Origin of the sequence: Paraburkholderia phymatum (assembly GCF_040965635.1) — a bacterium.
Classification (GTDB): Bacteria; Pseudomonadota; Gammaproteobacteria; order Burkholderiales; family Burkholderiaceae; genus Paraburkholderia; species Paraburkholderia phymatum_B.
The window spans coordinates 91,450-116,911 of record NZ_JBFRCH010000014.1; the positions used below are offsets into that span (position 1 = coordinate 91,450).

The window sequence follows — 25,462 nt, forward strand, 5'->3', positions numbered from 1 at the left end:
ATATTTTCTCATGTATCGGCCGAATAATTGGATCGACCATACGGATCTTATAATGCTTTAAAATCAAAGCGATATAATCAATTTCTCAAGCTGTTTCTGAATTTCGGCGATGCTACGCGTCGAGTCGATGATAGCGAATCGATAAGGCGCTTCCTCGGCGCGGCGCAGATATTCGGCGCGCGTGCGGGTAAAGAACGCGTCCGATTCGCTCTCGAAGCGATCCGGTGCGCGCGCCGCGCTGCGGCGTTCGCTGGCCGTATCGGGCGGCACGTCGAACAGCACCGTCAGGTCCGGCTGGAAACCGCCCTGCACCCAGCGTTCGAGCGTCTCCAGCTTGTCGCGCGGCAGGCCGCGTCCGCCGCCCTGATACGCGAAGGTCGCATCGGTGAAGCGGTCGGACAGCACCCAGTCGCCGCGCGCGAGCGCCGGCTCGATCACCTGGGCGAGATGCTCGCGGCGCGCCGCGAACATCAGCAGCGCCTCAGTTTCGAGATCCATCGGCTGATGCAGCAGGATGTCGCGCAGCGTTTCGCCGAGCTTCGTGCCGCCCGGCTCGCGTGTCATGACGACGGAACGGCCCGTCGCCGCCACCTTCTGCTCGAGCCGGTCGCGGAACCAGCCTAAATGTGTGGTCTTGCCTGCGCCGTCGATGCCCTCGAACGTGATGAATTTGCCCCGCGCCATCATTGCCCTCGAATGTATTTGTCGACGGCCTTGTTGTGATCGCCGAGCGTGTCAGAAAAAATGCTGCTGCCGTCGCCGCGCGAGACGAAATACAGCGCGCTGGTCGGCGCGGGATTGAGCGCGGCCTGCAGCGACGCGACGCCCGGCAGCGCGATCGGCGAAGGCGGCAGTCCCATCCGCGTGTAGGTATTGTATGGAGTGTCCGTCTGCAGGTCCTTTTTGCGCAGGTGGCCCGCGTAGCTGTCGCCCATTCCGTAAATGACGGTCGGGTCGGTCTGCAGCGGCATGCCCGCGCGCAGACGGTTCGCGAACACGCCCGCGACCATCGCCCGATCGGAGGCCTTGCCCGTTTCCTTTTCGACGATCGAGGCCATCGTCAGCGCCTCATACGGCGTCTTGTACGGCAGGCCCGGCGCGCGCCCGGCCCACGCTTCGTCGATGCGCAGCTTCATCAGCCGGTACGCGCGGCGATAGACGTCGAGATCGCTCGTGTCCTTGTCGAACAGGTAGGTATCGGGGAAGAACAGCCCTTCGCCCGTGCCCGTCGGCGTTTCCGGCGCGCCGATCGCTTTCAGGATGTCGGCGTCGGACATGGTCGCCGTGTCGTGCTTCAGCGCCGGATTCGAATCCAGTTCGCTGCGCATGTGCCTGAACGTCCATCCTTCGATGATCGTCGCGACATACTCGTTGACGTCGCCGCGCGCGATCTTTTGCAGCACGTCGTACGGCGTGATGCCCTGCTTGAATTCGTAGTTGCCCGATTTGAGCGCCGTCTGCAAGCCGAGCACGCGCGTCATGATGACGAAAAGCTCGGGCTCGACGGGCACGCCGCCCCGGTTGAGCTGCGCCGTGACGCTGCGCAAGCTGCTGTGCGGCTTGATCGTGACGTCGAGTTGCGGGGTGGCGAGTTGGACGGGTGTGGTGGCCCAGTGGTACGCGCCGAAGGCCGCGGCGACGGTCAGCATCGCGAGCACGACGCAGGCGATGAGACATTTCTTCAAAAAGGTCATGCGAAACATGGCTGGAGTGAAGCCAATATAATACTTGCTTGCCCTCGCCAAAGTCAGATTTGACTGTTCTCCGAATCCATGAACGCACCGCTCGCAGCCACCGGCACCTCTGTCCCCGCTTCAGTTTCGCTTCCCGCGTTCCCGCGACCCGCGCGCGACGAGTTCGACGCCGTGCTTTCGCGCGGCGCCTTCATGCCGCTGCCGCAGTTCGGCGTGATCGACACGAAGGGCGACGACGCGGCGTCATTCCTGCATTCGCAGCTCACCAACGACACACAGCATCTCGACGCGGCCACCGCGCGCCTTGCCGGCTATTGCTCGGCGAAAGGCCGCCTGCTGGCGTCGTTCCTGATGTGGTGCAGCGGCGAGACGATCCGGATGCTGGTGTCGAAAGACGTGCAGGCCGCCGTGCAAAAGCGTCTGTCGATGTTCGTGCTGCGCGCGAAAGCGAAGCTGTCCGACGCGACGGACGACACGCTCGCGATCGGCCTTGCCGGTGACGTGCGCGCCGCGCTCTCCGGTGTGTTCGACGCGATTCCCGATGGCGTGCACGTGAAGGTAGACGGCCCGTCGGGCTCGCTCGTGCGCGTGCCGGATGCGGCGGAACGCCTGCGCTACGTGTGGGTCGGCCCGATTGCCGAAGTCGAAGCGCGCCTGCCCGCGCTCGAAGCGAAACTCGCGCGCGTGTCGCCTGCCGTGTGGGACTGGCTCGACATCCGCGCGGGCGAGCCGCGCATCACGCAGCGCGTGACCGAGCAGTTCGTTCCGCAGATGGTCAACTTCGACGTGCTCGGCGGCGTCAATTTCCGCAAGGGCTGCTATCCGGGCCAGGAAGTGGTCGCGCGCAGCCAGTATCGCGGCACGATCAAGCGGCGCATGGCGCTCGCGAACGTCGCGGGCGAAACGGAAAGCGTCGTGCCGGGCGCCGAGCTGTTTCATTCGGACGATCCGGGCCAGCCGTGCGGCATGCTCGTCAATACGGCGGCGGCGCCCGGTGGCGGCGTCGATGCGCTCGTTGAGATCAAGCTCGCCGCGCTCGAAAACGGCACCGTGCATCTGGGCTCGGCGGACGGTCCGGCGCTTGCTTTCCTCCCGTTGCCTTACGCGCTGCCGGCGGAAATCTGAGCGACAACAACGCCTGCATGCCCGGCGCGCCGCGCCTCTTTGTTCGCGCGCGGCGTCTCCCCGCCGTATTCACGCACTCTCGTTACGTAGACCCTCTTCGATGTGTCTGATCGTGTTCGACTGGCGCCCCGATGCGTCCGACGGTCCACTGTTCACGCTCGCCGCGAATCGCGACGAATTCCTGAGGCGCACAGCCGAGCCAATGCACTGGTGGGACGATGCGCCCAACCTGCTGGCGGGTCGCGATCTCGTCGGCGGCGGCACGTGGCTCGGGATGACGCGCGACGGACGCTTCGCCGCGCTCACCAACTATCGCGCGCCGAGCGAGATGCGCGCCGACGCGCCGACGCGCGGCACGCTGGTCAGCAACTGGCTGTCGAACGGCCACGGCATCGAACGCGGCACGCCGCCGCTCGACTATCTGCTGCAAGTCGCGCAAGACGGCGACATGTATAACGGCTTCAATCTGCTGGTGGGCGACTGGAAGCGGCGCGAGCTCGCCTGGTACTGCAACCGCTCGCCTGCCGCGCCGACGCTGCTCGCGCCCGGCACGCACGGCATCTCGAACGCGGTGCTGGACACGCCGTGGCCGAAGCTCGTGCACAAGCGCGCCGAACTCGCGCAGGTTCTCGCCGGCGACGCACGCGCGCCGCTCGCGACGCTGGTCGGCCTGATGCGCGATCCGCGCGTCGCGCGCGACGACGAACTGCCGGCGACGGGCATTTCACTCGAGCGCGAACGCTCGCTGTCGGCGGCCTTCATCGATACGCCCGACTACGGCACGCGGGGCACGACGGCGTTGCGCGTGCTGGCTCAGGACGGGAGCCTCAGCGTATCGGCGCTCGAGCGCAGCGACGACAGCGGTTCGCACCGCGTCGTGCGCCCCGGCGATTACGAGCGCTGCTTCACGTTCGACATTTCGTAGCGCAAAGCCGCGCCACAGAGCACGCTCGCTATTCGACGCCGAACGCGGCGCGCAATGCCGCCGCGGCGTCCGCATGCGCGCGCGCGACGTCGGGCACGTAGCCGCCCATCTTGAAGAACTCGTGGATCATGCCGGCGTAGCACTTGAATGCAACGGCATTGCCTGCCTCGCGCAGCTTGTGCGCATACGCCTCGCCTTCGTCGCTCAACGGATCGTATTCGGCCGTCGCGATCCATGCGGGCGCCACGCGATGAAAATCCGGCGCGCCGCGCGTGCCATCGAGCGGCGCGAAACGCCAGTCGTGACGGTCGTCGTCGTTGCGCAGGTATTGCTCGAAGAACCATTGAATCGTGTCACCGGACAGCAGATAGCCGTCCGAGAGGCGTTCGTGCGACTCGGTCTGCTGATGGCCCGTCGTGCCCGGATAGATCAGCAGTTGCAGCGCGAGCTCGAAATCCGCGTCGCGCGCGAGCACGGCGCAGACGGTGGCGAGCGTGCCACCCGCGCTATCGCCGCCGACGGCGATGCGGCGCGCGTCGATGCCGTAGAGCGCCGCGTTCTGATGCAGCCACTTGAGCGCGTCGAACGCATCGTCGACGGCCGTCGGAAACTTGTGCTCGGGCGCGAGCCGGTAATCGACCGACATCACGACGCACTGCGCGTCGCGCGCGAACATCCGGCAGATCGCATCGTGCGTGTTCACGCTGCCGACCGTGAAGCCGCCGCCGTGATAGTAGACGAGCGCGGGCGCGGGGTTCGCCCACTGCGGCTCGGCGGGATGATACAGACGCACGCGGATCGGCACGCCGTCGCGCATGGGCACGTCGATGTCTTCGACGGAAAACATCGGCGCGGCGGGCACTTCGAGTATCGGCGCGCTCTTTTCATACGACACGCGCGCTTCCTGCGCGGTCAGATCGTGATACGCGGGGCGCTTCGCGCGCGCGATCATGTCGAGCACCTGCTCGATCTTTGGGTTCAACGGCATGGTTCGGTCGGCGGCGCATGAGCGCCCGTCGGTTGAGTGAGCGCCGTATGATGCCACGCGATGCCACGAAGCGCTCACGTCACGCGCGATGCTAACGGGCTTCCTTGACCTCGGGCTTCAGCGACAGCGGATCGGTCGGATTGCGCTGCTGCTCGATATCCTCGTGGCGCAGCCGCACGGTCGCGAGAATGGCGGGATGCGTGAGGATATAGAAGCGCCGCCCGGCGATCGCATCGAATGTCAGGCTCGCGACATCCGCCGCGCTCAGCTTGCCGGAACGCACGGCGCGTTGTAGCTGCTTGTCGGCGGCCTGTTGCGAGCGCGTCGGTTGCGCGCTGCTGCGCAACGATTCGGGACGCGTGCGCTCGGCGTCCGCGATGCCCGTCGGCACGAACGCGGGACACAGCAGCGAGCAACCGACTTCGCCGCCCGCGTTCAGCAGGTCGTGATACAGCGTCTCCGTCAGCGACACCACCGCGTGCTTCGACGCGTTGTAGATGCCCATCGACGGCGGCGACAGCAAGCCCGCCACCGACGCCGTATTGACGATATGCGCGGGCTCGTTCTGCGCGAGCATGATCGGCGTGAACACGCGCACGCCATGCGCGACGCCCATCACGTTGACGCCGAACACCCAGGCCCAGTCGTTCGCCGAGCTTTCCCACAAGAAGCCGCCCGCGCCGACGCCCGCGTTGTTGAAGAGCAGATGAACCTTGCCGAACGCCGCGAGCGCGGCATCCGCCAGCGCCTGTACCTGCGCGCCATCGGAGACGTCCGTGGGCACGCCGATGACTTCGGCACCCGACGCGCGCAGCGCGTCGACTGTTTGCGCGAGCGCGCCCGCATCGACGTCCGCGAGCACGAGCTTCATGCCGAGCGATGCGCCTTTTTCCGCGAACGCGCGGCCAAGGCCGCTCGCCGCGCCCGTGATCACGGCGACCTTGCCGTCGAACTGGAACATGCAGACTCCCTTGGTAGATGATTTTATTGGTGCGATTGCGCGTAGTACGTACCCGACGACGCCCGCGCGCTCAGATCAGCTTGACGAGCTGCTTGCCGAAGTTGCGCCCCTTCAGCATGCCGAGAAACGCTTCGGGCGCATTCTCCAGGCCGTGCGCAATCGACTCGCGATAGTGCAGCTTCTTTTGCGCGACGAGCGTGCCCAGCTCCTTCAGCGCAACAGGCCACACGTCCATGTGCTCGGTGATGATGAAACCCTGCACGAGCAGACGCTGCGTGAGGATCAACGACGGGTGCTTGAGCGGCACGGGCACGCCGTCATAACCGGCGATATAGCCACACACAGCGATGCGGCCGAACGCGTTCATCCGCGCGAGCGTCGCGTCGAGCCCGTCGCCGCCGACGTTCTCGAAGCAGCCATCCACGCCGTTTGGCGTCGCCGCCTTCAGGTCCTGGTAGAGGTCGCCCGCCTTGTAGTCGACGCACGCATCGAAGCCGAGCGTCTCGACCACGTAGCGGCATTTCTCCGCGCCGCCCGCAATGCCGACGGCGCGCGCGCCCGCGAGCTTCGCCAGTTGCCCGACCACGCTGCCGACGGCCCCGCTCGCCGCGCTGACGACGACCGTCTCGCCCACCTGCGGCGCGATGATCCTGTTGAGGCCGTACCAGCCCGTCGCGCCCGGCATGCCGACGGGCCCGAGATACGCCGAGAGCTGCACGTGCGTGTCATCGACTTTCTGCAAGCCTTTGCCGTCCGACGTGCCGAACTCCTGCCAGCCGAACATGCCGACCACCTTGTCGCCGGCTTTGAACGCCGCGTTCTTCGACTCGACCACTTCGCCCGCTGTGCCGCCGATCATCACTTCGTTCAACGGCTGCGGCGCCGCGTACGACTTCGCGTCGTTCATGCGGCCGCGCATGTACGGATCGAGCGACAGATAGTGATTGCGCACGCGCACCTCGCCGTCGACGAGCGACGCGAGCGGCGTTTCGACGAGCTTGAAATTGTCCGCGGATGCCGCGCCCTGCGGACGCGACACGAGGAGGATCTGACGATTGACTTCGGCCATGACGGTTGTCTCCGTGGATTGTTCGGTCATCGATGAAAGCGCTGGGCCACGCGTTCAGCCGTCGCTGGGCCCGGGTCTCGCGGACGGATCGCTGCGCAGCCGCTGCTGCCTGACCTCGCGGCCGATGGCGAGCCGCCGCATGTACTTGAACGTGCCGAGCGCCTTCGCGACGAAGTGGCCTTCACTGTCGCGAATCTCGCCTTCGCAATAGGCCATCGTGGTCGAGCGGTGCAGCACGCGGGCTGTCGCGCGCAACTCGCCGCTTCCGGGCTGCATGAAGTTAACTTTCATTTCGACGGTCACGACGCCGATGCCATCAGCGGCGAGACTGCGCGCAGCCATCGCCAGCGCGCAATCGGCGAGCGTCATCGTGATGCCGCCGTGCGCGACGGCCCATGTGTTCAGATGCTCGGGGCGCAACATCAGCAAGACTTCGCTCGCGCCGTCCGCGGCCGACACGAGCTGCGCGCCGAGATGATCGATGAACGGACTCTCGATCATCAGGTGATTGGGTTGATGGGTCATCGGTATTCAGATTTCGTAGTCGACGGCCTCGCGCGATTCGCGGATGGGCGCAAGAAAGGTCTTCACGAGCTGGTGCGCGGGATGGACCTGATACGCGTCGAGGGCCGCCTTGTCGGTGAAGTCGCAGACGAGCACGACGTCACAGGTCGAAGCGAGGCCAGGCGTCGCGATGCCCACTTCGAGACGCACCATGCCCGGCACGGCATCGCGGCACGCCTCGAGTTTTTGCTTCAGCTGCAGCGCGTTCTGTTCGCGCGTCGTGCCCTCTGCCGCCTTGAGCTTCCACATCACGATATGACGAATCAAAGGTTCACCTTTGGTGTTGACTGCGTTGCATGAAAATCGCGTCGTCAGATGATACCCGCGCTGTGCGCATGCATGGATCAGGTTGCACGGCATAGGACAAAAGCACATCGGCGCTTGTAATTGGCTCTTTCGGACGTGCCGCGTCACCTATACTTTTCAGGCAGTCAGCCCGGCCGTGCGCGGCATCCGCAAGGCAGTCACGACGCAGTCGCACAACAGTCGAAAACAGCGCGCAACGCGAAGCCGGGCATCAACGACCCGCGGCCTTCCCTCTCCTGAGCGCCCATCTTCTCGCGCTGCGGCCGCCTTGTATACCTTCCTCTTTGCGTCTTTATGCACGCATAGAAAACGGCCCGCGCGCCGTGCTGCGTTCGTCCATTCGTTTCGAACGCCATCGCGGCACGCGCGCGGCAGCTCCACTTTCCCGTCACGAGGACAACATGGCCACTTACATCATGCTCGCCAACTGGACCGATCAGGGCGTGCGCACCGCGAAAGACACGGTCAACCGGGCGCGCGCATTCCGCGAAACCAGCAAGGCGATGGGCGTAACGATCGGGACCGTGAACTGGACGCTGGGCGCGTACGACCTGGTGATCTCGTTCGATTCGCCCGACGACGAAACCACGACCCGCCTCGGCCTCGCGCTCGCTGCGCTGGGCAACGTCCGCACGGCGACGATGCGCGCGTTCGGCGAGGACGAGATGGAACGAATCGTCGGCGGATTGAAGTAGGCGCGTCGAGATAGCGCGAAGGCGCAGCGCGTGAGGGCATCGACCGATGCGCAGGCGCTGCGCCACTGATCACGCCGATGCCAGACCTCTACGATTGAAGACTGCGATTGTGGACTGCGATTGACGTCCACGATCGACGCCTGCGATTCGCGTCGGTCGGCAGACTGCGTTCATATCCTCGCGCGCGGCAGATGCCATCCATGTGTGGCCGCGACCACGCGCAGCACGAAGCACGCACCGCCGCCCATCACGCCCGCCATCGCGGGAGACAGCCCCAGGCGACGCCCGATCAGCACGACAACCGCGCCGAAGAACGCCGCCGTCGCGTAGATATCGGCGACCAGCACGGACGGGATGCGCGCGAGCAGCACATCCCGGATGACGCCGCCGCCGACGCCCGTCACCGCGCCCATCAGCGCCGCGATGAACGGCCGTATTCCGAACAGCATCGCCTTCTCGACGCCCGCGACCGCGAACAGCGCCAGCCCCGCCGCGTCGAGCACCATGAGCCAGAACGCGGGAAAGCCTTCGGCGTCGGAATGAAAGACGAACGTGAGCAGGCCGGCGACGAAGGTCAGCGCCGGATAGCGCCAGTCGCGAATCGCATTCGGCGGGCTCGCGCCGATCAGCAGATCGCGCGTCACGCCGCCGCCGAGCGACGCGACGAACGCGATCACCATCACGCCGAGCAGATCGAGGCCGCTGTGCATCGCCGCCACCGCGCCCTCGATCGCGAAGATGAACGTGCCGGCGAGATCGGCGGCGAGGACGATGGTTTCCATTCTTGGTTTCATGCGGATCGTTGCAATCGAGATGAGCCCGGCGTCAGGGCAAAACGCGCGGTCACGGCGTCGTTCATGTGCGCCGCCTTCGGTGCGAGACAGGTCGGCGCCGGATACGGCGCGCGACGGGCGGCGCGATTGTCTCATCGCAACGGCAATCGGAAAAGCGGGAGCGCCGCGGGCGTTGTGCCGCTCGCCGCTTCATTCGTCGTTACGCTCGCACGGGCGCGCCGTCCGCCGTGCGCCCCGCTAGAATTCATCAGATGCACGCCGTTTCGCGTGCTTCTTGATGAGGTGCATGACCATGGCCATTCAACGCGTCTGGCGCTCCTTTCGCGTGTTGTTCTTCGTCGTCGCGATGCTGTCGGTGGCCGGCTGCGCGGGCATGTTCGGCCACGATCCGTTGCGCGTGAACGTCGCCGGCATCGAGCCGCTCGCGGGCCAGGGCATGGAAATGCGCTTCAATCTGAAATTGCGCGTGCAGAACCCGAACGACACACCCATCGAATACGACGGCGTTTCCGTCGAACTCGATCTCAACGGCAAGCCCTTCGCGAGCGGCGTCAGCGATGAGGCGGGCACCGTGCCGCGTTTCGGCGAAGCAGTGATCAGCGTGCCGTTGACGGTGCCCGCGTTCGCAGCCGTGCGTCAGGCGTTCGCCTTCGCCGACAGCGCGCAGACAGGCAACCTGCCCTACGTTCTGCGTGGACGCCTCGCGGGCGGCATCACGGGCGGCACGCGCTTCATCGATCAGGGCACGCTGTCGCTGCCGATGGGCAACATGAGCGGCCTGTAGCGTTGACAGCGGGTTCGCCGTGGGTGACACGGCGTGAACGCGCTGCGACTTGCGGCCGATGAGTGCGCCTCGTCGCCGCGAGACACTCAGTGGTTCGTCGTGGACGGGGCTCCCGGTATTGCGCCTCTCGGCTGCGGCAGATTGTGTTCCCCTTGCCCCGGCGGCGGCCCGGTCGGGCGCGCCACCGCCTGGCCGGGCGGCGGGCCCGACGGATGCCCACCACCCTGAACGGGCGGTGGTGCCGCCGGACCTCCGCCCTGCATCGACGGCTGCTGCGGCCGAGGCCCACCGCCCTGCACCGGAGGCTGCCCCGGTTGCGGCCTACCGCCCTGCATCGGCGGCGGGGCGCCACCTTGCGGCGGCCCCGCCCGATGCCCATGTTCGGCACCAAGCGGTTGCGGACCTTGCTCGGGCGGTGGCGGCTGATTCGGTGGTGGCGGCCGGTTCGCGCCTTGTGGCGGGGGCGGCGGCCGGTGTGGAGGCGGCGGATGATGCTCCCAGCGCGAGCGATCCGGATACCATGGGCGCTCGCGATAGTAATGGCCCCAGTACGTCCCCAGCGAGAAGGTGATGAGGGGCAGACCGATGACTTCGCCGTAGTTCATGACGGGGACGCTGCTGCCCTGATATGGATACGTCAGATAACCGCCGTAGACCCAGCCGCGTGCGTCCGCGATCTCGACATCGCACCACGTATAGCCGCTGACGCAGCCGTAGACGGTCACAGGTTGCCCCGATGGCAACTGCGCGACGACGGGATAGTCCTGCGCCGGTCCCGCGTACAGATAGACGGCTTCGTTCGTGTAAGCCTGCGATTGCGCCGACGCGGCACCCGATGCGACCGACAGCGCCGCCGTCTCCACTACGGCGACGCAAGCAACACGCATTCGCATGATTCCCTCCTGTGTCGACCCGAGTTAGCGCTTTAGCGCTTACTCGGGTCCCATGCAACGCTGTCGACCCGGGTTAGCGCTTTAGCGCTTACTCGGGTCCCATGCAACGCTGTCGACCCGGGTTGGCGCTTTAGCGCTTACTCGGGTCCGATGCAAAGCTGTCGATCCGGGTTGGCGCTTTAGCGCCTGCTCGGGTCCCATGCAACGCAGTTGACCCGGGTTGGCGCTTTAGCGCCTGCTCGGGTCCCATGCAACGCAGTTGACCCGGGTTGGCGCTTTAGCGCCTGCTCGGGTCCCATGCAACGCTGTCGACCCGGGTTAGCGCTTTAGCGCTTACTCGGGTCCGATGCAAACCTGTACTCCCTAGTTGGAGCGTCAGCGCCTTACTCTGTTCCCATACCAGGTTGTTGCGGTGAACCTCGCTCCCGTCATCGACTACGGCCAAAGCCATCGGCGCCGCGTGCGCATCATGGATCACTTCAAGCCGCAAGCGGGTCGACGATGGCGAGCGAATCCTGTGCCTGCCCTGCTGCGTCGTCGTCGTGTTCATCGTCACTCACTGGACGAACGTTGGACGAATCGCGGCGCCATCGACAAGCAGAAACGCGCGCAACAAAAAAGCCCGCGTGCTTTCGCACGCAGGCTTTCCATCAGCCGATTCGAACGCGATCAGGCGATTTCGAACAATCCCGCCGCGCCCTGGCCGCCGCCGATGCACATCGTCACCACGACGAATTTCGCGCCGCGCCGCTTGCCTTCGATCAGCGCATGGCCCGTCAGGCGCGCGCCCGACACGCCGTACGGATGTCCGACGGCAATCGCGCCGCCGTTGACGTTCAGGCGTTCGTTCGGAATACCGAGCTTGTCGCGGCAATACAGCACCTGCACGGCGAACGCTTCGTTCAGCTCCCACAGGCCGATGTCGTCGACCTTGAGTCCCGCCTGCTTCAGCAGCTTCGGCACGGCGAATACAGGGCCGATGCCCATTTCGTCCGGCTCGCAGCCCGCGACGGCAAAGCCCCGGAAGATGCCCAGCGGCTGCAGGCCTTCGCGCTCCGCGACCTTCGCGTTCATCACCACGCACGCCGACGCGCCGTCCGAAAACTGGCTCGCGTTGCCCGCCGTGATCACGCCGCCCGGCACCGCCGTGCGGATCTTCGACACGCCTTCGAGCGTCGTATCCGCGCGGATGCCTTCGTCGGCAGCGATCGTCACTTCCTTCGTGAACATGCGCCCGCTCGCCTTGTCGGCGACGCCCGCGAGCACCGTCATCGGCACGATCTCGTCATTGAAGCGTCCTGCTTCCTGCGCCGCCGCCGCGCGCTGTTGCGACTGCACGCCGTATTCGTCCTGACGCTCCTTCGAAATCGAATAGCGTTTCGCGACGGTTTCGGCCGTCTGCAGCATCGGCCAGTAGATCTCCGGCTTGTGCTCCATCAGCCAGCCTTCACGCAGCATGTGCAGATTCATTTCGTTCTGCACGCACGAGATCGACTCGACGCCGCCCGCGACGAACACATCGCCCTCGCCGACCATCACGCGCTGCGCGGCCAATGCGATCGTCTGAAGCCCCGACGAGCAGAAGCGGTTCACCGTCATGCCGGCCACCGTCACGGGCAGGCCGGCGCGCAACGCGATCTGCCGCGCGATATTCGAGCCCGTCGCGCCCTCGGGGTTCGCGCAGCCCATGATCACGTCCTCGACGCGCGCCGGGTCGATCTTCGCGCGTTCGACGGCGACCTTCGTCACGTGTCCGCCGAGCGTCGCGCCATGCGTCATGTTGAACGCGCCGCGCCACGATTTGGCAAGACCCGTGCGGGCAGTCGATACGATTACGGCATCAGTCATCTACGTCTCCAACTTTCCAAAGAGTGTGTGAGGTTCGCTTTGCGCGCGGGACAACTCAGGCGAGCACGTCGGCCGATTGCAAGCGCTCGACACCCGCCGCGCGCATGTCGCGCCACGCGTTGTCCAGCGAACCGTTCAGATCGATCGCGCGGGTCGCGTCTTCGATGACGGCGGCCTCGAAGCCCGCCGCGCGCGCATCGAGCGCGGACCACGCGACGCAATAGTCGGTCGCTAGCCCGCAGCACCACACGCGCGTCACGCCCGTGTCGCGCAGATAGCCCGCAAGCCCCGTCGGCGTCTTGCCGTCCGCTTCGAGAAACGCCGAGTAGCTGTCGACGTCCGCGTGATGGCCCTTGCGGATCACCGCGCGCGCATGCGGAATGTCGAGGTCCGCGTGCAGCGCGGCGCCCGGTGTGCCCTGCACGCAATGCGTCGGCCACAGCACCTGCTCGCCGTACGGCAGCGTGATCGTCTCGAACGGCTGGCGTCCCGCCTGGTTTGCCGCGAACGAAACATGCGACGGCGGATGCCAGTCCTGCGTCAGCACGACGTGGCTGAAACGGCGCGCGAGCCGGTTCACGAGCGGCACGATTTCGTCGCCGCGCGCGACCGCGAGCGCGCCACCCGGCATGAAGTCGTTCTGCACGTCGACGACGAGCAGAACTTCGTTCGCACTTTTCATCACTGTTCCTTCCGCGCTGTTCCTTCTACGCAATCGCTTCGACAACGTTGCTTCGATGCTATCGCTTCGACAACGTTGCTTCGACCCAGTCAGCGGCCCGTTCGCGTTCAGCCGTTGAAGCCGCGCCCTTGCGCCGCGCGTTCGGCGATGCCCGAAGCAATCTGCCAGGCGTCGCCGTTCGCTTGCGCCGCATAACGGCGGATCGCGCGCTCGACGTTGTAGAGCCCGACGTTATCCGCGTAGAGCATCGGACCGCCGCGCCACAGCGGGAAGCCGTAGCCCGTCAGATAGACCATGTCGATGTCCGACGCCTTCGACGCGATGCCTTCCTCGAGAATCTTCGCGCCTTCGTTGACGAGCGCGAACACGAGACGCTCGACGATCTCGTCGTCGGAAATCTTGCGGCGCTCGACACCGAGCTCCTTCGAATACGCGACGATCATCTCGTCGATCTGCTTCGACGGATACGCGTTGCGGTCGCCCGCCTTGTAGTCGTACCAGCCGCCGCCCGTCTTCTGCCCGAAGCGGCCCGTCTCGCACAGACGGTCGGCGATCTTCGAATAGTGCATCTCCGGCTGTTCCTGATAACGCCGCTTGCGAATCGCCCAGCCGATATCGTTGCCCGCCAGATCGCTCATGCGGAACGGTCCCATCGCGAAGCCGAACTTCTCGATCGCCTTGTCGACCTGCGCGGGCAGCGCGCCTTCTTCGAGCACGAAGAGCGCCTGACGGATGTACTGCTCGATCATCCGGTTGCCGATGAAGCCATCGCACACGCCCGACACCACTGCCGTCTTTTTGATTTTCTTCGCGACCTTCATCACGGTGGCGAGCACGTCCTTCGCGGTCTGATTGCCGCGCACGACTTCGAGCAGCTTCATCACGTTCGCGGGGCTGAAGAAGTGCATGCCGACCACGTCCTGCGGACGCTTCGTGAACGCAGCGATCTTGTTCAGATCGAGCGTCGACGTATTCGACGCGAGGATCGCACCCGGCTTCGCAACTTCATCGAGGCGCCCGAACACCTGCTCTTTCACGCCGAGCTCTTCGAACACGGCTTCGATGATCAGATCGGCGTCCTTGAGATCGTCATACGAGAGCGTCGGCGTGATCCGCGCCATGCGCTCTTCGAGCGCCTCCGCCGTCAGCTTGCCCTTCTTGACGGTCGCCTCGTAGTTCTTGCGGATCGTCGCGACGCCGCGATCGAGCGCTTCCTGTTTCGTTTCGAGCATCATCACGGGCAGGCCCGCATTGACGAAGTTCATCGCGATGCCGCCGCCCATCGTGCCCGCGCCGATCACGGCCACTTTCCTGATGTCGCGCACGGGCGTATCGGACGGCACATCGGGAATCTTGCTCGCCGCGCGCTCGCCGAAGAACGCGTGACGCAGCGCCTTGCTCTCGGGCGTTTGCACGAGCGCGAGGAAGCATTCGCGCTCGACTTTCATGCCTTGCTCGAAGCCCTTCAGCACGCCCGCTTCGATCGCATCGATACACTTGTGCGGCGCCGGGAACTGCTTCGCGACGGCCGCGACGCTGTTGCGCGCGAACTGGATGAAGCCCGCCGCGTTCGGATGCTCGATCTCGCGCTCGCGGATCTTCGGATGCGGACCGCTTTGCGCGCCGACCTTGCGCGCAAACGCGAGCGCGTTTTCGAGCAGATCGCCTTCGACCAGTTCATCGAACAGGCCTGTGCCCGCGAGCTTCTCCGACATCACAGGCGTACCGGACACGATCATGTTGAGCGCCGCTTCCAGTCCCAATGCGCGCGGCAGACGCTGCGTGCCGCCCGCGCCCGGCAGAATGCCGAGCTTCACTTCGGGCAGTGCAATCTGCGCGCCGGGCGCCGCAACGCGATAGTGCGCGCCGAGCGCGAGTTCCAGCCCGCCGCCCATCGCAACGCTGTGGATCGCGGCGACAACCGGTTTTGCGCTGCCTTCGACGGCCTTGATGACCGTCATCAGCGTCGGCTCCTGCAGCGCTTTAGGCGTGTTGAATTCGGTGATGTCGGCGCCACCCGAGAACGCCTTGCCCGCGCCCGTCAGCACGATCGCCTTGATGGCGGGATCGTGCTGCGCGCGATCGATGCCCTCGATGATGCCCGTGCGTGTCGACAGGCCGAGGCCGTTGACGGGGGGATTGTTCAGTGTGATGACGGCGACGCCGTCGTGTGTCGTATAGTCCACTGCCATCTGCCTGCCTCCATGCCATGAGGCCGCGATTCGGGTACGCGGCCATGATCGGAACATGCGGACCATTGTCCGCCGTTTTAACGTTCCTTAACGATAGCAGGCAGAATACACAAAAAAGCACGCTCGTTCAATTAAAGCAATGCGCGCTTGCAGTAGGGTTAACCCGAGATCTACGACGGATCGCTTTTCGCGTGCGCTTCGTCGTCTAACGGGCAGTTTTCGATTGCGAGCGCGGACGGCAGCACATGATCGCGAAACCGTTCGCGCAACTTGAGCTTTTGCAGCTTGCCCGTCGCCGTGTGCGGCAGCTCGTCGACGAACACGACATCATCGGGAATCCACCACTTCGCGATCTTGCCTTCGTAGAACGCGAGCAGTTCGTCGCGCGTCACGTCGGTATCGGGGCGCTTCACGACGACGAGCAGCGGCCGCTCCGTCCACTTCGGATGCGCGCACGCGATACACGCCGCTTCCGCGACGGCGGGATGCGCGATCGCGATGTTCTCGACGTCGATCGAGCTGATCCACTCGCCGCCCGACTTGATCACGTCCTTGCTGCGGTCGGTGATGTTCAGGAAGCTGTCCTTGTCGATGGTCGCGACATCGCCCGTCGGGAACCAGCCGTCGACGAGCGGCGACGCGTCGCCGCGGAAATACCGGTCGATCACCCACGGCCCGCGCACGTGCAGATCGCCGAACGCAACGCCGTCCCACGGCAGTTCGCGCCCGTCGTCGCCGACGATCTTCATGTCGACGCCGTACATCGCGTGCCCCTGCTTCTCGCGCAGCTTGCGCTGCTCGTCCGGCGAGCGCTGCGACTGCTCCCACGTGAGCTTCGACAGCGTGCCGAGCGGCGACATCTCCGTCATGCCCCACGCGTGAATCACCTCGACGCCATACGTATCCTGGAACATCCTGATCATCGCGGGCGGGCACGCGGAACCGCCGATCACCGTGCGCTCCAGCGACGAAAACCGCACGCCCGCTTCGCGCACGTGATTCAGCAGCCCGAGCCAAACGGTTGGCACGCCTGCGGAGTACGTGACGCGCTCGGCTTCCATCAGCTCATACAGCGACTTGCCGTCGAGATCCTTGCCCGGAAACACGAGCTTTGCGCCTGTCAATGGCGCGGCGTGCGGAATGCCCCACGCGTTCACATGGAACATCGGCACGACGGGCAGCACGCAATCGCGCGCGGACAAGCCCATCGCATCCGGCAGCGACGCGCCGAACGCGTGCAGCACCGACGAGCGATGCGAGTACAGCGCGCCTTTCGGATTGCCCGTCGTGCCCGACGTATAGCAAAGGTTGGATGCGCAACGTTCGTCGATGAGCGGCCAGTCGAAGTCTCCGTCGTGCTGCGCGAGCAGCGCTTCGTAACTCGACGCGGCCGTCGACATGCGCGGCATGTGCGCCTCGTCCGTCATCGCGATCCAGCCGCGCACGTTCGGACATTGCGCCGCGAGCACATCGACGAGCGGCGCGAACGTGATGTCGAACAACACGTAGCGGTCGTCCGCATGATTGATGATCCACGCGATCTGATCGGGAAAGAGGCGCGGATTGATCGTGTGACACACGGCGCCGAAGCCCGTCGCGCCAAAGTACGTTTCCAGATGCCGGTAGCCGTTCCATGCGAGCGTGCCGATCCGGTCGCCCATTTCGACGCCCAGTGCAATCAGCGCCTGCGCAAGCTGCTTCGCGCGCTTCTCGCAGTCTCGGTACGTGTAGCGATGCACGTCGCCCTCGATGCGCTTCGACACGATCTCCGTCGTGCCGAAGTGGCGTGACGCATGCGCGAGCAACGAAGAGACCGTCAGCGGCACGTCCATCATCTGTCCATAGAGCGGCGTCGTCATACGCGGGTGTCTCCCAGTTTGTGTATTCGTTCGAATGCGCGACGGCTGCCGCGCCGTCGAATGACGAGGCATTCGAAATGCGCCGCAGACGTGCGCCCTGCAGCGCGGCAGGCGCGCAATTACAATATCGGTTAATAAAGAGGCGCTCAACATGTCGTTTTCCCCATGCAATGTAGGGCTATCGGCCGGCTTGTCCGGTCCCATGTCGACGGCGGCAGTCACCATCGACAACCAGCGCGAAGGCAGCTTCGCGGCACTCGGCACCGTCTTTCTGACGCGACTGCCCGCAGCGCCGTTGCCTGCGCCGTATGTCGTCGGCTTCGCGCCGGATGTCGCGGCCATGCTCGGCTTCGATCCCGGTCTCGCCGATACACCGGGCTTCGCGGAGTTCTTCTCGGGCAACACCACGCGTGACTGGCCGTCCGACTCGCTGCCGTATGCATCGGTGTATTCGGGGCATCAGTTCGGCGTATGGGCCGGTCAGCTCGGCGATGGCCGCGCGCTCACGCTCGGTGAAGTCGAGCACGCGGGCCAACGGTTCGAGCTTCAGCTGAAAGGCGGCGGACGTACGCCCTATTCGCGCATGGGCGACGGCCGCGCGGTGCTGCGCTCGTCGATTCGCGAATATCTGTGCTCGGAGGCGATGCATCACCTCGGCATTCCCACGACGCGCGCGCTCTGCGTAACCGGCTCCGATCAGCCCGTGCGCCGCGAAGAAATGGAAACGGCGGCCGTGGTCACGCGCGTGTCGCCGAGCTTCGTGCGCTTCGGGCATTTCGAGCACTTCTATGCGAACGATCGCGTCGATGCGTTGCGCTCGCTGGCCGATCACGTGATCGACCGCTTCTATCCGGCGTGCAGGCAAGCCGAAGACCCGTATCTCGCGCTGCTGAACGAAGCCGTGCTGTCGACGGCCGATCTGATTCCGCAATGGCAAGCCGTCGGTTTTTGCCATGGCGTGATGAACACGGACAACATGTCGATCCTCGGTCTCACGATCGACTATGGTCCATTCGGCTTCATGGATGGCTTCGACGCGAATCACATCTGCAATCACTCGGATTCGCAGGGGCGCTACGCGTACCGGATGCAGCCGCAGATCGCGTACTGGAACCTCTTCTGTCTCGCGCAAGGCCTGCTGCCGCTCTTCGGCGAGCGTTACGACGAGGCGCAGCGCGGCGAGCGCGCGGTGCAGGATGCGCAGCGCGTGCTCGAAGGCTTCAAGACGCGTTTCGCGCCCGCGCTCGAAGCGCGGATGCGCGCGAAGCTCGGACTCGAAACGGAACGCGATGGCGATGATGCCCTCGTCAACAAGCTGTTCGAGATCATGCACGCGAACCGCGCCGACTTCACGCTGACGTTCCGCAATCTGTCGAAGCTGTCGAAGCACGATGCAAGCGGCGATGCGCCCGTGCGCGACCTGTTTCTCGATCGCGCAGCTTTCGATGCGTGGGCGAACGACTATCGCGCGCGCCTGTCGCACGAAACGCGCGACGACGCCGCGCGCGCCGAGGCGATGAACCGCGTGAACCCGAAATACGTGCTGCGCAATCACCTGGCCGAAACGGCGATCCGGAAGGCGAAGGAAAAGGACTTCTCCGAAGTCGGGCGCCTTGCGAGCGTGCTGCGCCATCCGTTCGACGAGCAGCCCGAATATGAAGCGTATGCGGGGCTGCCGCCCGATTGGGCTTCGTCGCTGGAAGTCAGCTGCTCGTCGTGACGGCGCCACTGCATCAACCGGGCTGCGTTACAATTCGTGCCCAGATAGTGTCGCGCGCGCTCCGCTTTTTTCTGCGGCACGTGCGAGCGCGGACCAATGCGCGCGGTCGCATACAAGCTCGACGGCAAGCGTTCTTCGGACTGCCCGGGCTGGCCTTTGCAGCCATTCACGTCACCCAAATCGATCACAGACTGCGCGCAGGATGCGCCCAACTTCCAGGACTCCCGACCCCGATAATGAAATTCCTGTTCGATCTGTTCCCGATCATCCTGTTCTTCGTTGCATACAAGGTGTGGGGCATTTTCACGGCGACGGCCGTCGCGATCGCCGCCACGCTGGTGCAGATCGCGTGGGTCGCGTTCCGTCACCGCAAGGTCGACCCGATGCTGTGGGTGAGTCTCGGGGTCGTCACCGTTTTCGGCGGCGCGACGCTCGTGCTGCACAACGACACCTTCATCAAGTGGAAGCCGACCGTGCTCTACTGGGCGTTCTCGGTCGTGCTGGTCGTATCGGCGATCGCGTTCAACAAGAACCTGATCGAAGCGATGATGGGCAAGCAGATCCAGTTGCCGCATCGCGTGTGGGGTCAGTTGAATATCGTATGGGCCGTATTTTTCGTGCTGCTCGGCATCCTCAACCTGTTCGTCGCGTACAACTTTTCCACCGATGCGTGGGTCAACTTCAAGCTGTTCGGCGCTACCGGCTGCCTTGTCGTGTTCATTGTCGGGCAGAGTCTGTGGCTGTCGAAGTATATGAAGGAAGAGTGACATGAGCGACGACGTTTCCCCTGATGTTTTCCTTCGAGCAAGTCCCGCCGAGCGCATCGCGCTGATCGAGTCGCGCATCGCGGCCGCGCTCGCGCCCGTCGATTCGATCACCGTGCGCGACGACAGCGCGCAGCATGCGGGCCACGCCGGCGCGTCGGCGGGCGGCCATTATGCGGTGACTATCGTGGCGGCTGCGTTCGCCGGCAAGGCGCGCGTGGCGCGCCATCGCATGGTGTATGATGCGCTGGCCGATGCCATGCAACGCGGCATTCACGCTCTCGCCATCACGGCTTATACGCCAGAAGAATTCAATTTGCTGTCCCGTTAGGAAACTTCCGATGACCTTGAAAAAAACCCGCTATTGGGTCTTGCTGGCTGCTTGCGCGGCCGCGCCTGCATTCGCACAGAACATCGCCGTCGTGAACGGCACGCCGATTCCGAAGTCGCGTGCCGATGCGCTGATCCAGCAACTCGTGCAGCAGGGTCAACAGGATTCGCCGAAGCTGCAACAGGCCGTGCGCGAAGAACTGGTGAACCGCGAAATCCTGATGCAGGAAGCGGTCCGCGAAGGCATTCCGTCGAAGCCCGAAGTGAAGGCGCAGGTCGCCGTCGCGCAACAGACGGTCGTGCTGCGCGCGCTGATCGAAAACTACCTGAAGCAAAACCAGCCGTCCGACGCCGAAGTCAAGGCGAAATACGACGAACTGGTCAAGCAGATCGGCGGCAAGGAATATCACCTGCACCACATCCTTGTCGAGAGCGAGCAGCAGGCGAAGGATCTGATCGCGAAGATCAAGGGCGGCGCGAGCTTCGAAGACCTCGCGAAGCAGTACTCGAAGGACCCGGGCTCGGGCAAGAACGGCGGCGACCTCGACTGGTCGGACCCGAAGGCTTACGTGCCGGAGTTCGCCGACGCCGCGCAAAAGCTGCAAAAAGGCCAGATGACGGATACCCCCGTGCATACGCAGTTTGGCTGGCACATCATCCGCGTCGACGACGTGCGCGAGACGCCGCCGCCGCCGTTCGAGCAGGTGAAGAAGCAGATCATGCAGCAGATGCAGCAGGAAAAGCTGCAAGCGTTCGAAGAGGACCTGCGCTCGAAGGCGAAAATTCAGTAAGCGTCGCCGTCTGCTTGCTGGCAGTGTTTGCTGCCCACCAGATGTGGAAAAGCCGCCCTCGGGCGGCTTTTCTTTTTTCGTAGTCGACGCGTAGTCAACAGGTTTGCATCGTCGCGAACATCGCGGCAAAACAAGGGCACACGGTTCGACCGTTTCACCCGTCGAACCGCGCCCCGCTATATCAGCCCAGCCACTTGCGCGCGTTCTGGAACACACGCATCCACGGGCTGCCGTCCGTCGCGCTGTCCTTCCACGCCTGCGGATGCCAGCTCATCTGCACGTTGCGATGCACGCGCTCCGTGTGCGGCATCAGCACCGTGAAGCGGCCATCCGGCGTCGTGACCGACGTGATGCCGGCAGGCGAGCCATTCGGGTTGAACGGATACTGCTCGGTCGGCTGACCGCGATGATCGACATAGCGCATCGCGACGGCGACACGCGCCGCGTCACCCTGCTGTGAAAAGTCCGCGAAGCCTTCGCCGTGCGCGACGGCGACGGGAATGCGCGAGCCTTCCATGCCGGCGAAGAAGATCGACGGTGACGACTGCACTTCGACCAGCGAGAAGCGCGCCTCGAATTTCTCCGACTTGTTGCGCGTGAACTTCGGCCATGCGTCCGCGCCGGGGATCATCGACGCGAGGCTGCTCATCATCTGGCAGCCGTTGCAGATGCCGAGCGCGAACGTGTCGCGGCGGTCGAAGAACGCCGCGAACATATCGGCAAGCTGCGCATTGAAGCGGATCGTCTTCGCCCAGCCTTCGCCCGCGCCCAGCACGTCGCCATACGAGAAGCCGCCGCACGCGACGGTGCCCGCGAAGTCGGCGAGCGCCGCGCGGCCCGACAGCAGATCGCTCATGTGCACGTCGTGCGCATCGAAGCCCGCGCGATCGAACGCATACGCGGTTTCGAGGTGCGAATTCACGCCCTGCTCGCGCAGGATCGCGACGCGCGGACGCGCGCCCTTGCCGATGAACGGCGCGGCGACGTCCTCGACGGGATCGAACGACAGATGCGGCTGGATGCCGGGGTCCGAAGCATCGAGCAGCGCATCGAATTCGGCATCGGCGCACGCGGGGTTGTCGCGCAGACGCGCGATGCGCCAGCTCACTTCGCTCCACGTGCGATGCAGTTCGGTGCGCGGCGCTTCGTAGATCTTCTTCGCGTCGCGCCAGATTTCGATCGTATCGCGCTCGTTCGGCTTGCCGATCACATGCGAGCACGCCGACAAACCATGCTCGCGCAGCGCACCGAGCACGGCGTCGCGATCGGCGGCGCGAACCTGGACGACTGCGCCGAGTTCTTCGTTGAAGAGCGCGCGGATCGTGCGGTCTTCGCGACGGCCACTCGTCTGTTTCGCCCAATCCTTCGCGTCGCCGTAGTCGAATTCGTGATCGGGGTCGAGCGTCAGCATGTCGACGTTCACCGACACGCCCACATGGCCCGCGAACGCCATTTCGCAGACGGTCGCCCACAGGCCGCCGTCCGAACGGTCGTGGTACGCGAGCAGCTTGCCGTCCGCGTTGAGCGTCTGGATCGCCGCGAAGAAGCGCTTCAGGTCCTCGGGATCGTCGACGTCCGGCACCGTGTCGCCGACCTGCTGCGTGACCTGCGCGAGGATGCTGCCGCCCAGGCGCTGCTTGCCGCGGCCAAGGTCGATCGCGATCAGCACGGTGTCGCCTGCTTCCTTGTGGCTCAGCAGCTGCGGCGTCAGATGGCGGCGCACGTCTTCGACGGGCGCGAACGCCGAGACGATCAGCGACACAGGCGCGATCACTTCCTTCTCGACGCCGCCGTCGGCCCACTTCGTGCGCATCGACAGCGAATCCTTGCCGACGGGAATGCCAATGCCGAGCGCCGGGCACAGCTCCATGCCGATCGCCTTCACCGTGTCGTACAGCGCGGCGTCTTCGCCGGGGCTGCCGCACGCGGCCATCCAGTTCGCCGACAGCTTCAGCTTGTCCAGCGAAGCAATCGGCGCCGACGCGATGTTCGTCACCACCTCGCCGACGGCCATGCGGCCCGACGCGGGCGCGTCGATCACGGCGAGCGGCGTGCGCTCGGCCATCGTCATCGCCTCGCCACGGAAGCCCGCGTAATCGACCGTGGTGATCGCGCAATCGGCGACGGGCACCTGCCACGGGCCGACCATCTGGTCGCGCGCCGTCGTGCCGCCCACCGAGCGGTCGCCGATCGTGATCAGGAACGACTTGCTCGCCACCGTCGGATGACGCAGCACGTTGATGGCCGCCTCGTGCAGCGCGAGATGCGTGACGTCGACGGGCTGCAGCGGCGTCGACACGCGCGTCACGTCGCGGTGCATGCGCGGCGGCTTGCCGAGCAGCACTTCCATCGGCATGTCGACGGGCTGGTGCGCGTTGTCGTGGGCGTTATCGTGGGCGTTGTCCGTGTCGATCAGCTTCAGCTGACGCTCGGCCGTGGCCGTGCCGACCACCGCGAACGGGCAGCGCTCGCGATCGCAGAGCGCGGCGAATTCTTCGAGGCGCGAAGGCGGAATCGCCAGCACGTAGCGCTCTTGCGCTTCGTTAGACCAGATTTCGCGCGGCGACAGCCCGCTTTCTTCGAGCTGCACCTTGCGCAGTTCGAAAAGCGCGCCCTTATCCGCACCGTCGACCAGTTCTGGAAACGCATTCGACAGACCGCCCGCGCCGACGTCGTGGATGCTCAGGATCGGATTGCCCTCGCCCATCTGCCAGCACGCGTTGATCACTTCCTGCGCGCGCCGCTCGATTTCCGGGTTGCCGCGCTGGACCGAATCGAAGTCGAGCTCGGCCGTGTTGGTGCCCGTCGCCATCGAGCTGGCCGCGCCGCCGCCCATGCCGATGCGCATGCCGGGACCGCCGATCTGGATCAGCAGCGAGCCCGCGGGCAGATCGTGCTTGTGCGTGTGCTGGTCGGAGATGTTGCCGAGACCGCCCGCGATCATGATCGGCTTGTGATAGCCGCGCACGCGGCCCGCGACGTTCTGCTCGTAAGTGCGGAAATAGCCGCCGAGGTTCGGGCGGCCGAATTCGTTGTTGAACGCGGCGCCGCCGAGCGGCCCGTCGATCATGATCTGCAGCGGCGACGCGATGCGGTCCGGGCGGCCGTAAGTGTCGAACTGGTCGGCGCTGTTGCGATGGCCGACGGGCTGCGTGGCGTCGCGCGCGTTTTCCCACGGCTCGCGTGCATCGGGCAGATCGAGGTTCGACACCGTGAAGCCCGTCAGGCCCGCCTTCGGACGCGCGCCGCGGCCCGTCGCTCCTTCGTCGCGGATTTCGCCGCCCGCGCCCGTCGCGGCGCCCGGGAACGGCGAGATGGCCGTCGGGTGGTTGTGCGTCTCGACCTTCATCAGCGTGTGCATCAGCTCGACGTGACGGCCATAGCGCTCGCCCGGCTCGCCGTCGCTATTCGCCTTGCGCGGGAACCAGCGCTCGGCCATGCCGCCCTGCATGATCGACGAGTTGTCCGAGTACGCGACGATCGTGCCTTGCGGATTGAGCTTCTCGGTGTTGCGGATCATGTTGAACAGCGACACGTCCTGCGCTTCGCCGTCGATCGTCCAGCTCGCGTTGAAGATCTTGTGGCGGCAGTGCTCGCTGTTGGCCTGCGCGAACATCATCAGCTCGACGTCGGTCGGATTGCGGCCGAGCTTCGTGAACGCATCGACGAGATAGTCGATTTCGTCGTCGGCGAGCGCGAGGCCGAGTTCCATGTTCGCCTTTTCCAGCGCCTTTCGGCCATCCGTCAGCACGGCGACCGTCTGCAGCGGCTTGGCGGGCAACTCGTCGAACAGGTGCATCGCGTCATCCCGCGACGGCGCGACGCTTTCCGTCATCCGGTCATGCAGCGCGGCGGCGACAGCGGCGCGTGCCTCGCCCGACAACATCTTCTTGCCGCCGAGCAACCCGCTCTTCAGCACGACCGTGTATTCGATGCCGCGCTCGATGCGGCGCACGTGCGTGAGGCCGCAGTGATGAGCGATGTCGGTGGCCTTGCTCGCCCACGGCGACACCGTGCCGAAGCGCGGCACCACGAGAAAGGTTTCGACGGCACCTTTATCCTTGCCCGCGTCGAACGGGTCACCGTAGTGCATCAGCGCTTCGATCTTCGCGCTGTCTTCCGTGGAAAGCGGCGTCTGTGCGTTCACGAAGTGCAGGTACTGTCCGCGCACGCCGACGATGTTGGCGTCGATGCGCGACAACGTATCGAGCAGGCGGGTTTGACGGAAATCGGAAAGGGCCGAAGCGCCGGGGAAACACGAGAAGTGGGCCATGGACTTGACGTTGCGTCGATCGGTTGCGTCGCCGGATGCCGCGTGCGATTGCCTGGGCAATTGCTCGGACAGTCGCGCGTGGAGGCGACGTGAGGCGTAAGGAAGTCCGGGATTATAACCCGGGAAGGCCCGGCAGATCTGGCCTGGATGGCGTGCCCGACTCCGCTCCAGCGTTGTTTTTCGCTGCCTGCGCGCGACGTTCTTG

At 65.2% G+C, this 25,462-nt stretch carries 22 protein-coding genes; 8 read left to right on the forward strand and 14 right to left on the reverse strand.

Translation table 11 applies throughout. The annotated features are described in order from the left end of the window. Window positions 1-63: 63 nt before the first annotated feature. Window positions 64-684, reverse strand: coding sequence for a dTMP kinase (gene tmk, locus AB4Y32_RS23000; RefSeq protein WP_368723615.1), 621 nt, complete (start codon window positions 682-684; stop codon window positions 64-66). Then, window positions 684-1,694, reverse strand: a complete 1,011-nt coding sequence (mltG, locus tag AB4Y32_RS23005; protein WP_368723554.1) for an endolytic transglycosylase MltG — start codon at window positions 1,692-1,694, stop codon at window positions 684-686. The genes tmk and mltG overlap by 1 nt, the downstream gene beginning before the upstream one ends. 78 nt (window positions 1,695-1,772) lie before the next feature. On the opposite strand from mltG, the gene ygfZ reads away from it, so the two are divergent. Both ygfZ and AB4Y32_RS23015 read left to right on the forward strand, forming a co-directional pair. Next, window positions 1,773-2,819, forward strand: coding sequence for a CAF17-like 4Fe-4S cluster assembly/insertion protein YgfZ (gene ygfZ / locus AB4Y32_RS23010; protein ID WP_368723555.1), 1,047 nt, complete (start codon window positions 1,773-1,775; stop codon window positions 2,817-2,819). Window positions 2,820-2,919: 100 nt separating this feature from the next. Next, entirely contained in the window at window positions 2,920-3,744 is an 825-nt protein-coding gene (locus tag AB4Y32_RS23015; RefSeq protein WP_368723556.1) for an NRDE family protein, read from the forward strand. A gap of 28 nt (window positions 3,745-3,772) precedes the next feature. On the opposite strand, the gene AB4Y32_RS23020 is transcribed toward AB4Y32_RS23015, so the two are convergent. From AB4Y32_RS23020 to AB4Y32_RS23040, 5 genes are all read right to left on the reverse strand, one after another. Next, window positions 3,773-4,732, reverse strand: a complete 960-nt coding sequence (locus AB4Y32_RS23020) for an alpha/beta hydrolase (protein ID WP_368723557.1) — start codon at window positions 4,730-4,732, stop codon at window positions 3,773-3,775. Window positions 4,733-4,823: 91 nt separating this feature from the next. Then, window positions 4,824-5,693: an SDR family oxidoreductase gene (locus AB4Y32_RS23025; RefSeq protein WP_368723558.1), complete on the reverse strand. Its 870-nt coding sequence runs from the start codon at window positions 5,691-5,693 to the stop codon at window positions 4,824-4,826. Between the two features lie 70 nt (window positions 5,694-5,763). Next, window positions 5,764-6,762, reverse strand: coding sequence for an NADP-dependent oxidoreductase (locus tag AB4Y32_RS23030; protein ID WP_368723559.1), 999 nt, complete (start codon window positions 6,760-6,762; stop codon window positions 5,764-5,766). A gap of 54 nt (window positions 6,763-6,816) precedes the next feature. Further along, complete coding sequence (locus AB4Y32_RS23035; RefSeq protein ID WP_368723616.1) at window positions 6,817-7,263, reverse strand: PaaI family thioesterase; 447 nt, start codon at window positions 7,261-7,263, stop codon at window positions 6,817-6,819. A gap of 30 nt (window positions 7,264-7,293) precedes the next feature. Further along, window positions 7,294-7,593: a Dabb family protein gene (locus AB4Y32_RS23040; protein ID WP_368723560.1), complete on the reverse strand. Its 300-nt coding sequence runs from the start codon at window positions 7,591-7,593 to the stop codon at window positions 7,294-7,296. A gap of 440 nt (window positions 7,594-8,033) precedes the next feature. On the opposite strand from AB4Y32_RS23040, the gene AB4Y32_RS23045 reads away from it, so the two are divergent. Continuing rightward, window positions 8,034-8,327 (forward strand): GYD domain-containing protein, encoded by a 294-nt coding sequence (locus AB4Y32_RS23045; protein WP_368723561.1) that lies wholly within the window; start codon window positions 8,034-8,036, stop codon window positions 8,325-8,327. A gap of 170 nt (window positions 8,328-8,497) precedes the next feature. Here the strand turns inward: AB4Y32_RS23045 and AB4Y32_RS23050 are convergent, their stop codons facing one another. Next, window positions 8,498-9,121, reverse strand: coding sequence for a trimeric intracellular cation channel family protein (locus AB4Y32_RS23050; RefSeq protein ID WP_368723562.1), 624 nt, complete (start codon window positions 9,119-9,121; stop codon window positions 8,498-8,500). A 346-nt stretch (window positions 9,122-9,467) separates the two neighbouring features. Here AB4Y32_RS23050 and AB4Y32_RS23055 point away from each other — a divergent pair, with 346 nt between their 5' ends. Further along, on the forward strand, window positions 9,468-9,905 hold the full coding sequence (locus AB4Y32_RS23055) for an LEA type 2 family protein (RefSeq protein WP_439899827.1): 438 nt from the start codon (window positions 9,468-9,470) through the stop codon (window positions 9,903-9,905). Window positions 9,906-9,991: 86 nt separating this feature from the next. Here AB4Y32_RS23055 and AB4Y32_RS23060 read toward each other — a convergent pair whose 3' ends face one another. The 5 genes from AB4Y32_RS23060 to AB4Y32_RS23080 all read right to left on the reverse strand — a co-directional run bounded on the left by AB4Y32_RS23060 (window position 9,992) and on the right by AB4Y32_RS23080 (window position 17,379). After that, window positions 9,992-10,798, reverse strand: a complete 807-nt coding sequence (locus tag AB4Y32_RS23060; RefSeq protein WP_368723564.1) for an SH3 domain-containing protein — start codon at window positions 10,796-10,798, stop codon at window positions 9,992-9,994. 669 nt (window positions 10,799-11,467) lie between these two features. Further along, window positions 11,468-12,646 (reverse strand): acetyl-CoA C-acyltransferase, encoded by a 1,179-nt coding sequence (locus tag AB4Y32_RS23065; RefSeq protein ID WP_368723565.1) that lies wholly within the window; start codon window positions 12,644-12,646, stop codon window positions 11,468-11,470. A gap of 55 nt (window positions 12,647-12,701) precedes the next feature. Beyond that, window positions 12,702-13,328, reverse strand: a complete 627-nt coding sequence (pncA, locus tag AB4Y32_RS23070) for a bifunctional nicotinamidase/pyrazinamidase (RefSeq protein WP_368723566.1) — start codon at window positions 13,326-13,328, stop codon at window positions 12,702-12,704. Between the two features lie 107 nt (window positions 13,329-13,435). Beyond that, on the reverse strand, window positions 13,436-15,520 hold the full coding sequence (locus AB4Y32_RS23075; RefSeq protein WP_368723567.1) for a 3-hydroxyacyl-CoA dehydrogenase NAD-binding domain-containing protein: 2,085 nt from the start codon (window positions 15,518-15,520) through the stop codon (window positions 13,436-13,438). A gap of 170 nt (window positions 15,521-15,690) precedes the next feature. Beyond that, entirely contained in the window at window positions 15,691-17,379 is a 1,689-nt protein-coding gene (locus tag AB4Y32_RS23080; protein ID WP_368723568.1) for a 3-(methylthio)propionyl-CoA ligase, read from the reverse strand. A 151-nt stretch (window positions 17,380-17,530) separates the two neighbouring features. Here AB4Y32_RS23080 and AB4Y32_RS23085 point away from each other — a divergent pair, with 151 nt between their 5' ends. The 4 genes from AB4Y32_RS23085 (at window position 17,531) to AB4Y32_RS23100 (ending at window position 20,984) form a co-directional block, all read left to right on the forward strand. Continuing rightward, window positions 17,531-19,099, forward strand: a complete 1,569-nt coding sequence (locus tag AB4Y32_RS23085) for a YdiU family protein (protein WP_368723569.1) — start codon at window positions 17,531-17,533, stop codon at window positions 19,097-19,099. 236 nt (window positions 19,100-19,335) lie between these two features. After that, the gene (locus AB4Y32_RS23090; RefSeq protein ID WP_090862268.1) at window positions 19,336-19,866 is read left to right on the forward strand and encodes a septation protein A; all 531 of its coding nucleotides are present in this window, start codon (window positions 19,336-19,338) and stop codon (window positions 19,864-19,866) included. A 1-nt stretch (window position 19,867) separates the two neighbouring features. Then, entirely contained in the window at window positions 19,868-20,194 is a 327-nt protein-coding gene (locus AB4Y32_RS23095) for a BolA family protein (protein ID WP_087735739.1), read from the forward strand. Between the two features lie 10 nt (window positions 20,195-20,204). Then, a complete protein-coding gene (locus AB4Y32_RS23100; RefSeq protein WP_368723570.1) occupies window positions 20,205-20,984 on the forward strand; it encodes a peptidylprolyl isomerase in 780 nt (259 codons plus the stop codon). Window positions 20,985-21,165: 181 nt separating this feature from the next. On the opposite strand, the gene purL is transcribed toward AB4Y32_RS23100, so the two are convergent. Beyond that, the gene (gene purL / locus AB4Y32_RS23105; protein WP_368723571.1) at window positions 21,166-25,257 is read right to left on the reverse strand and encodes a phosphoribosylformylglycinamidine synthase; all 4,092 of its coding nucleotides are present in this window, start codon (window positions 25,255-25,257) and stop codon (window positions 21,166-21,168) included. Between the last annotated feature and the right edge of the window lie 205 nt (window positions 25,258-25,462).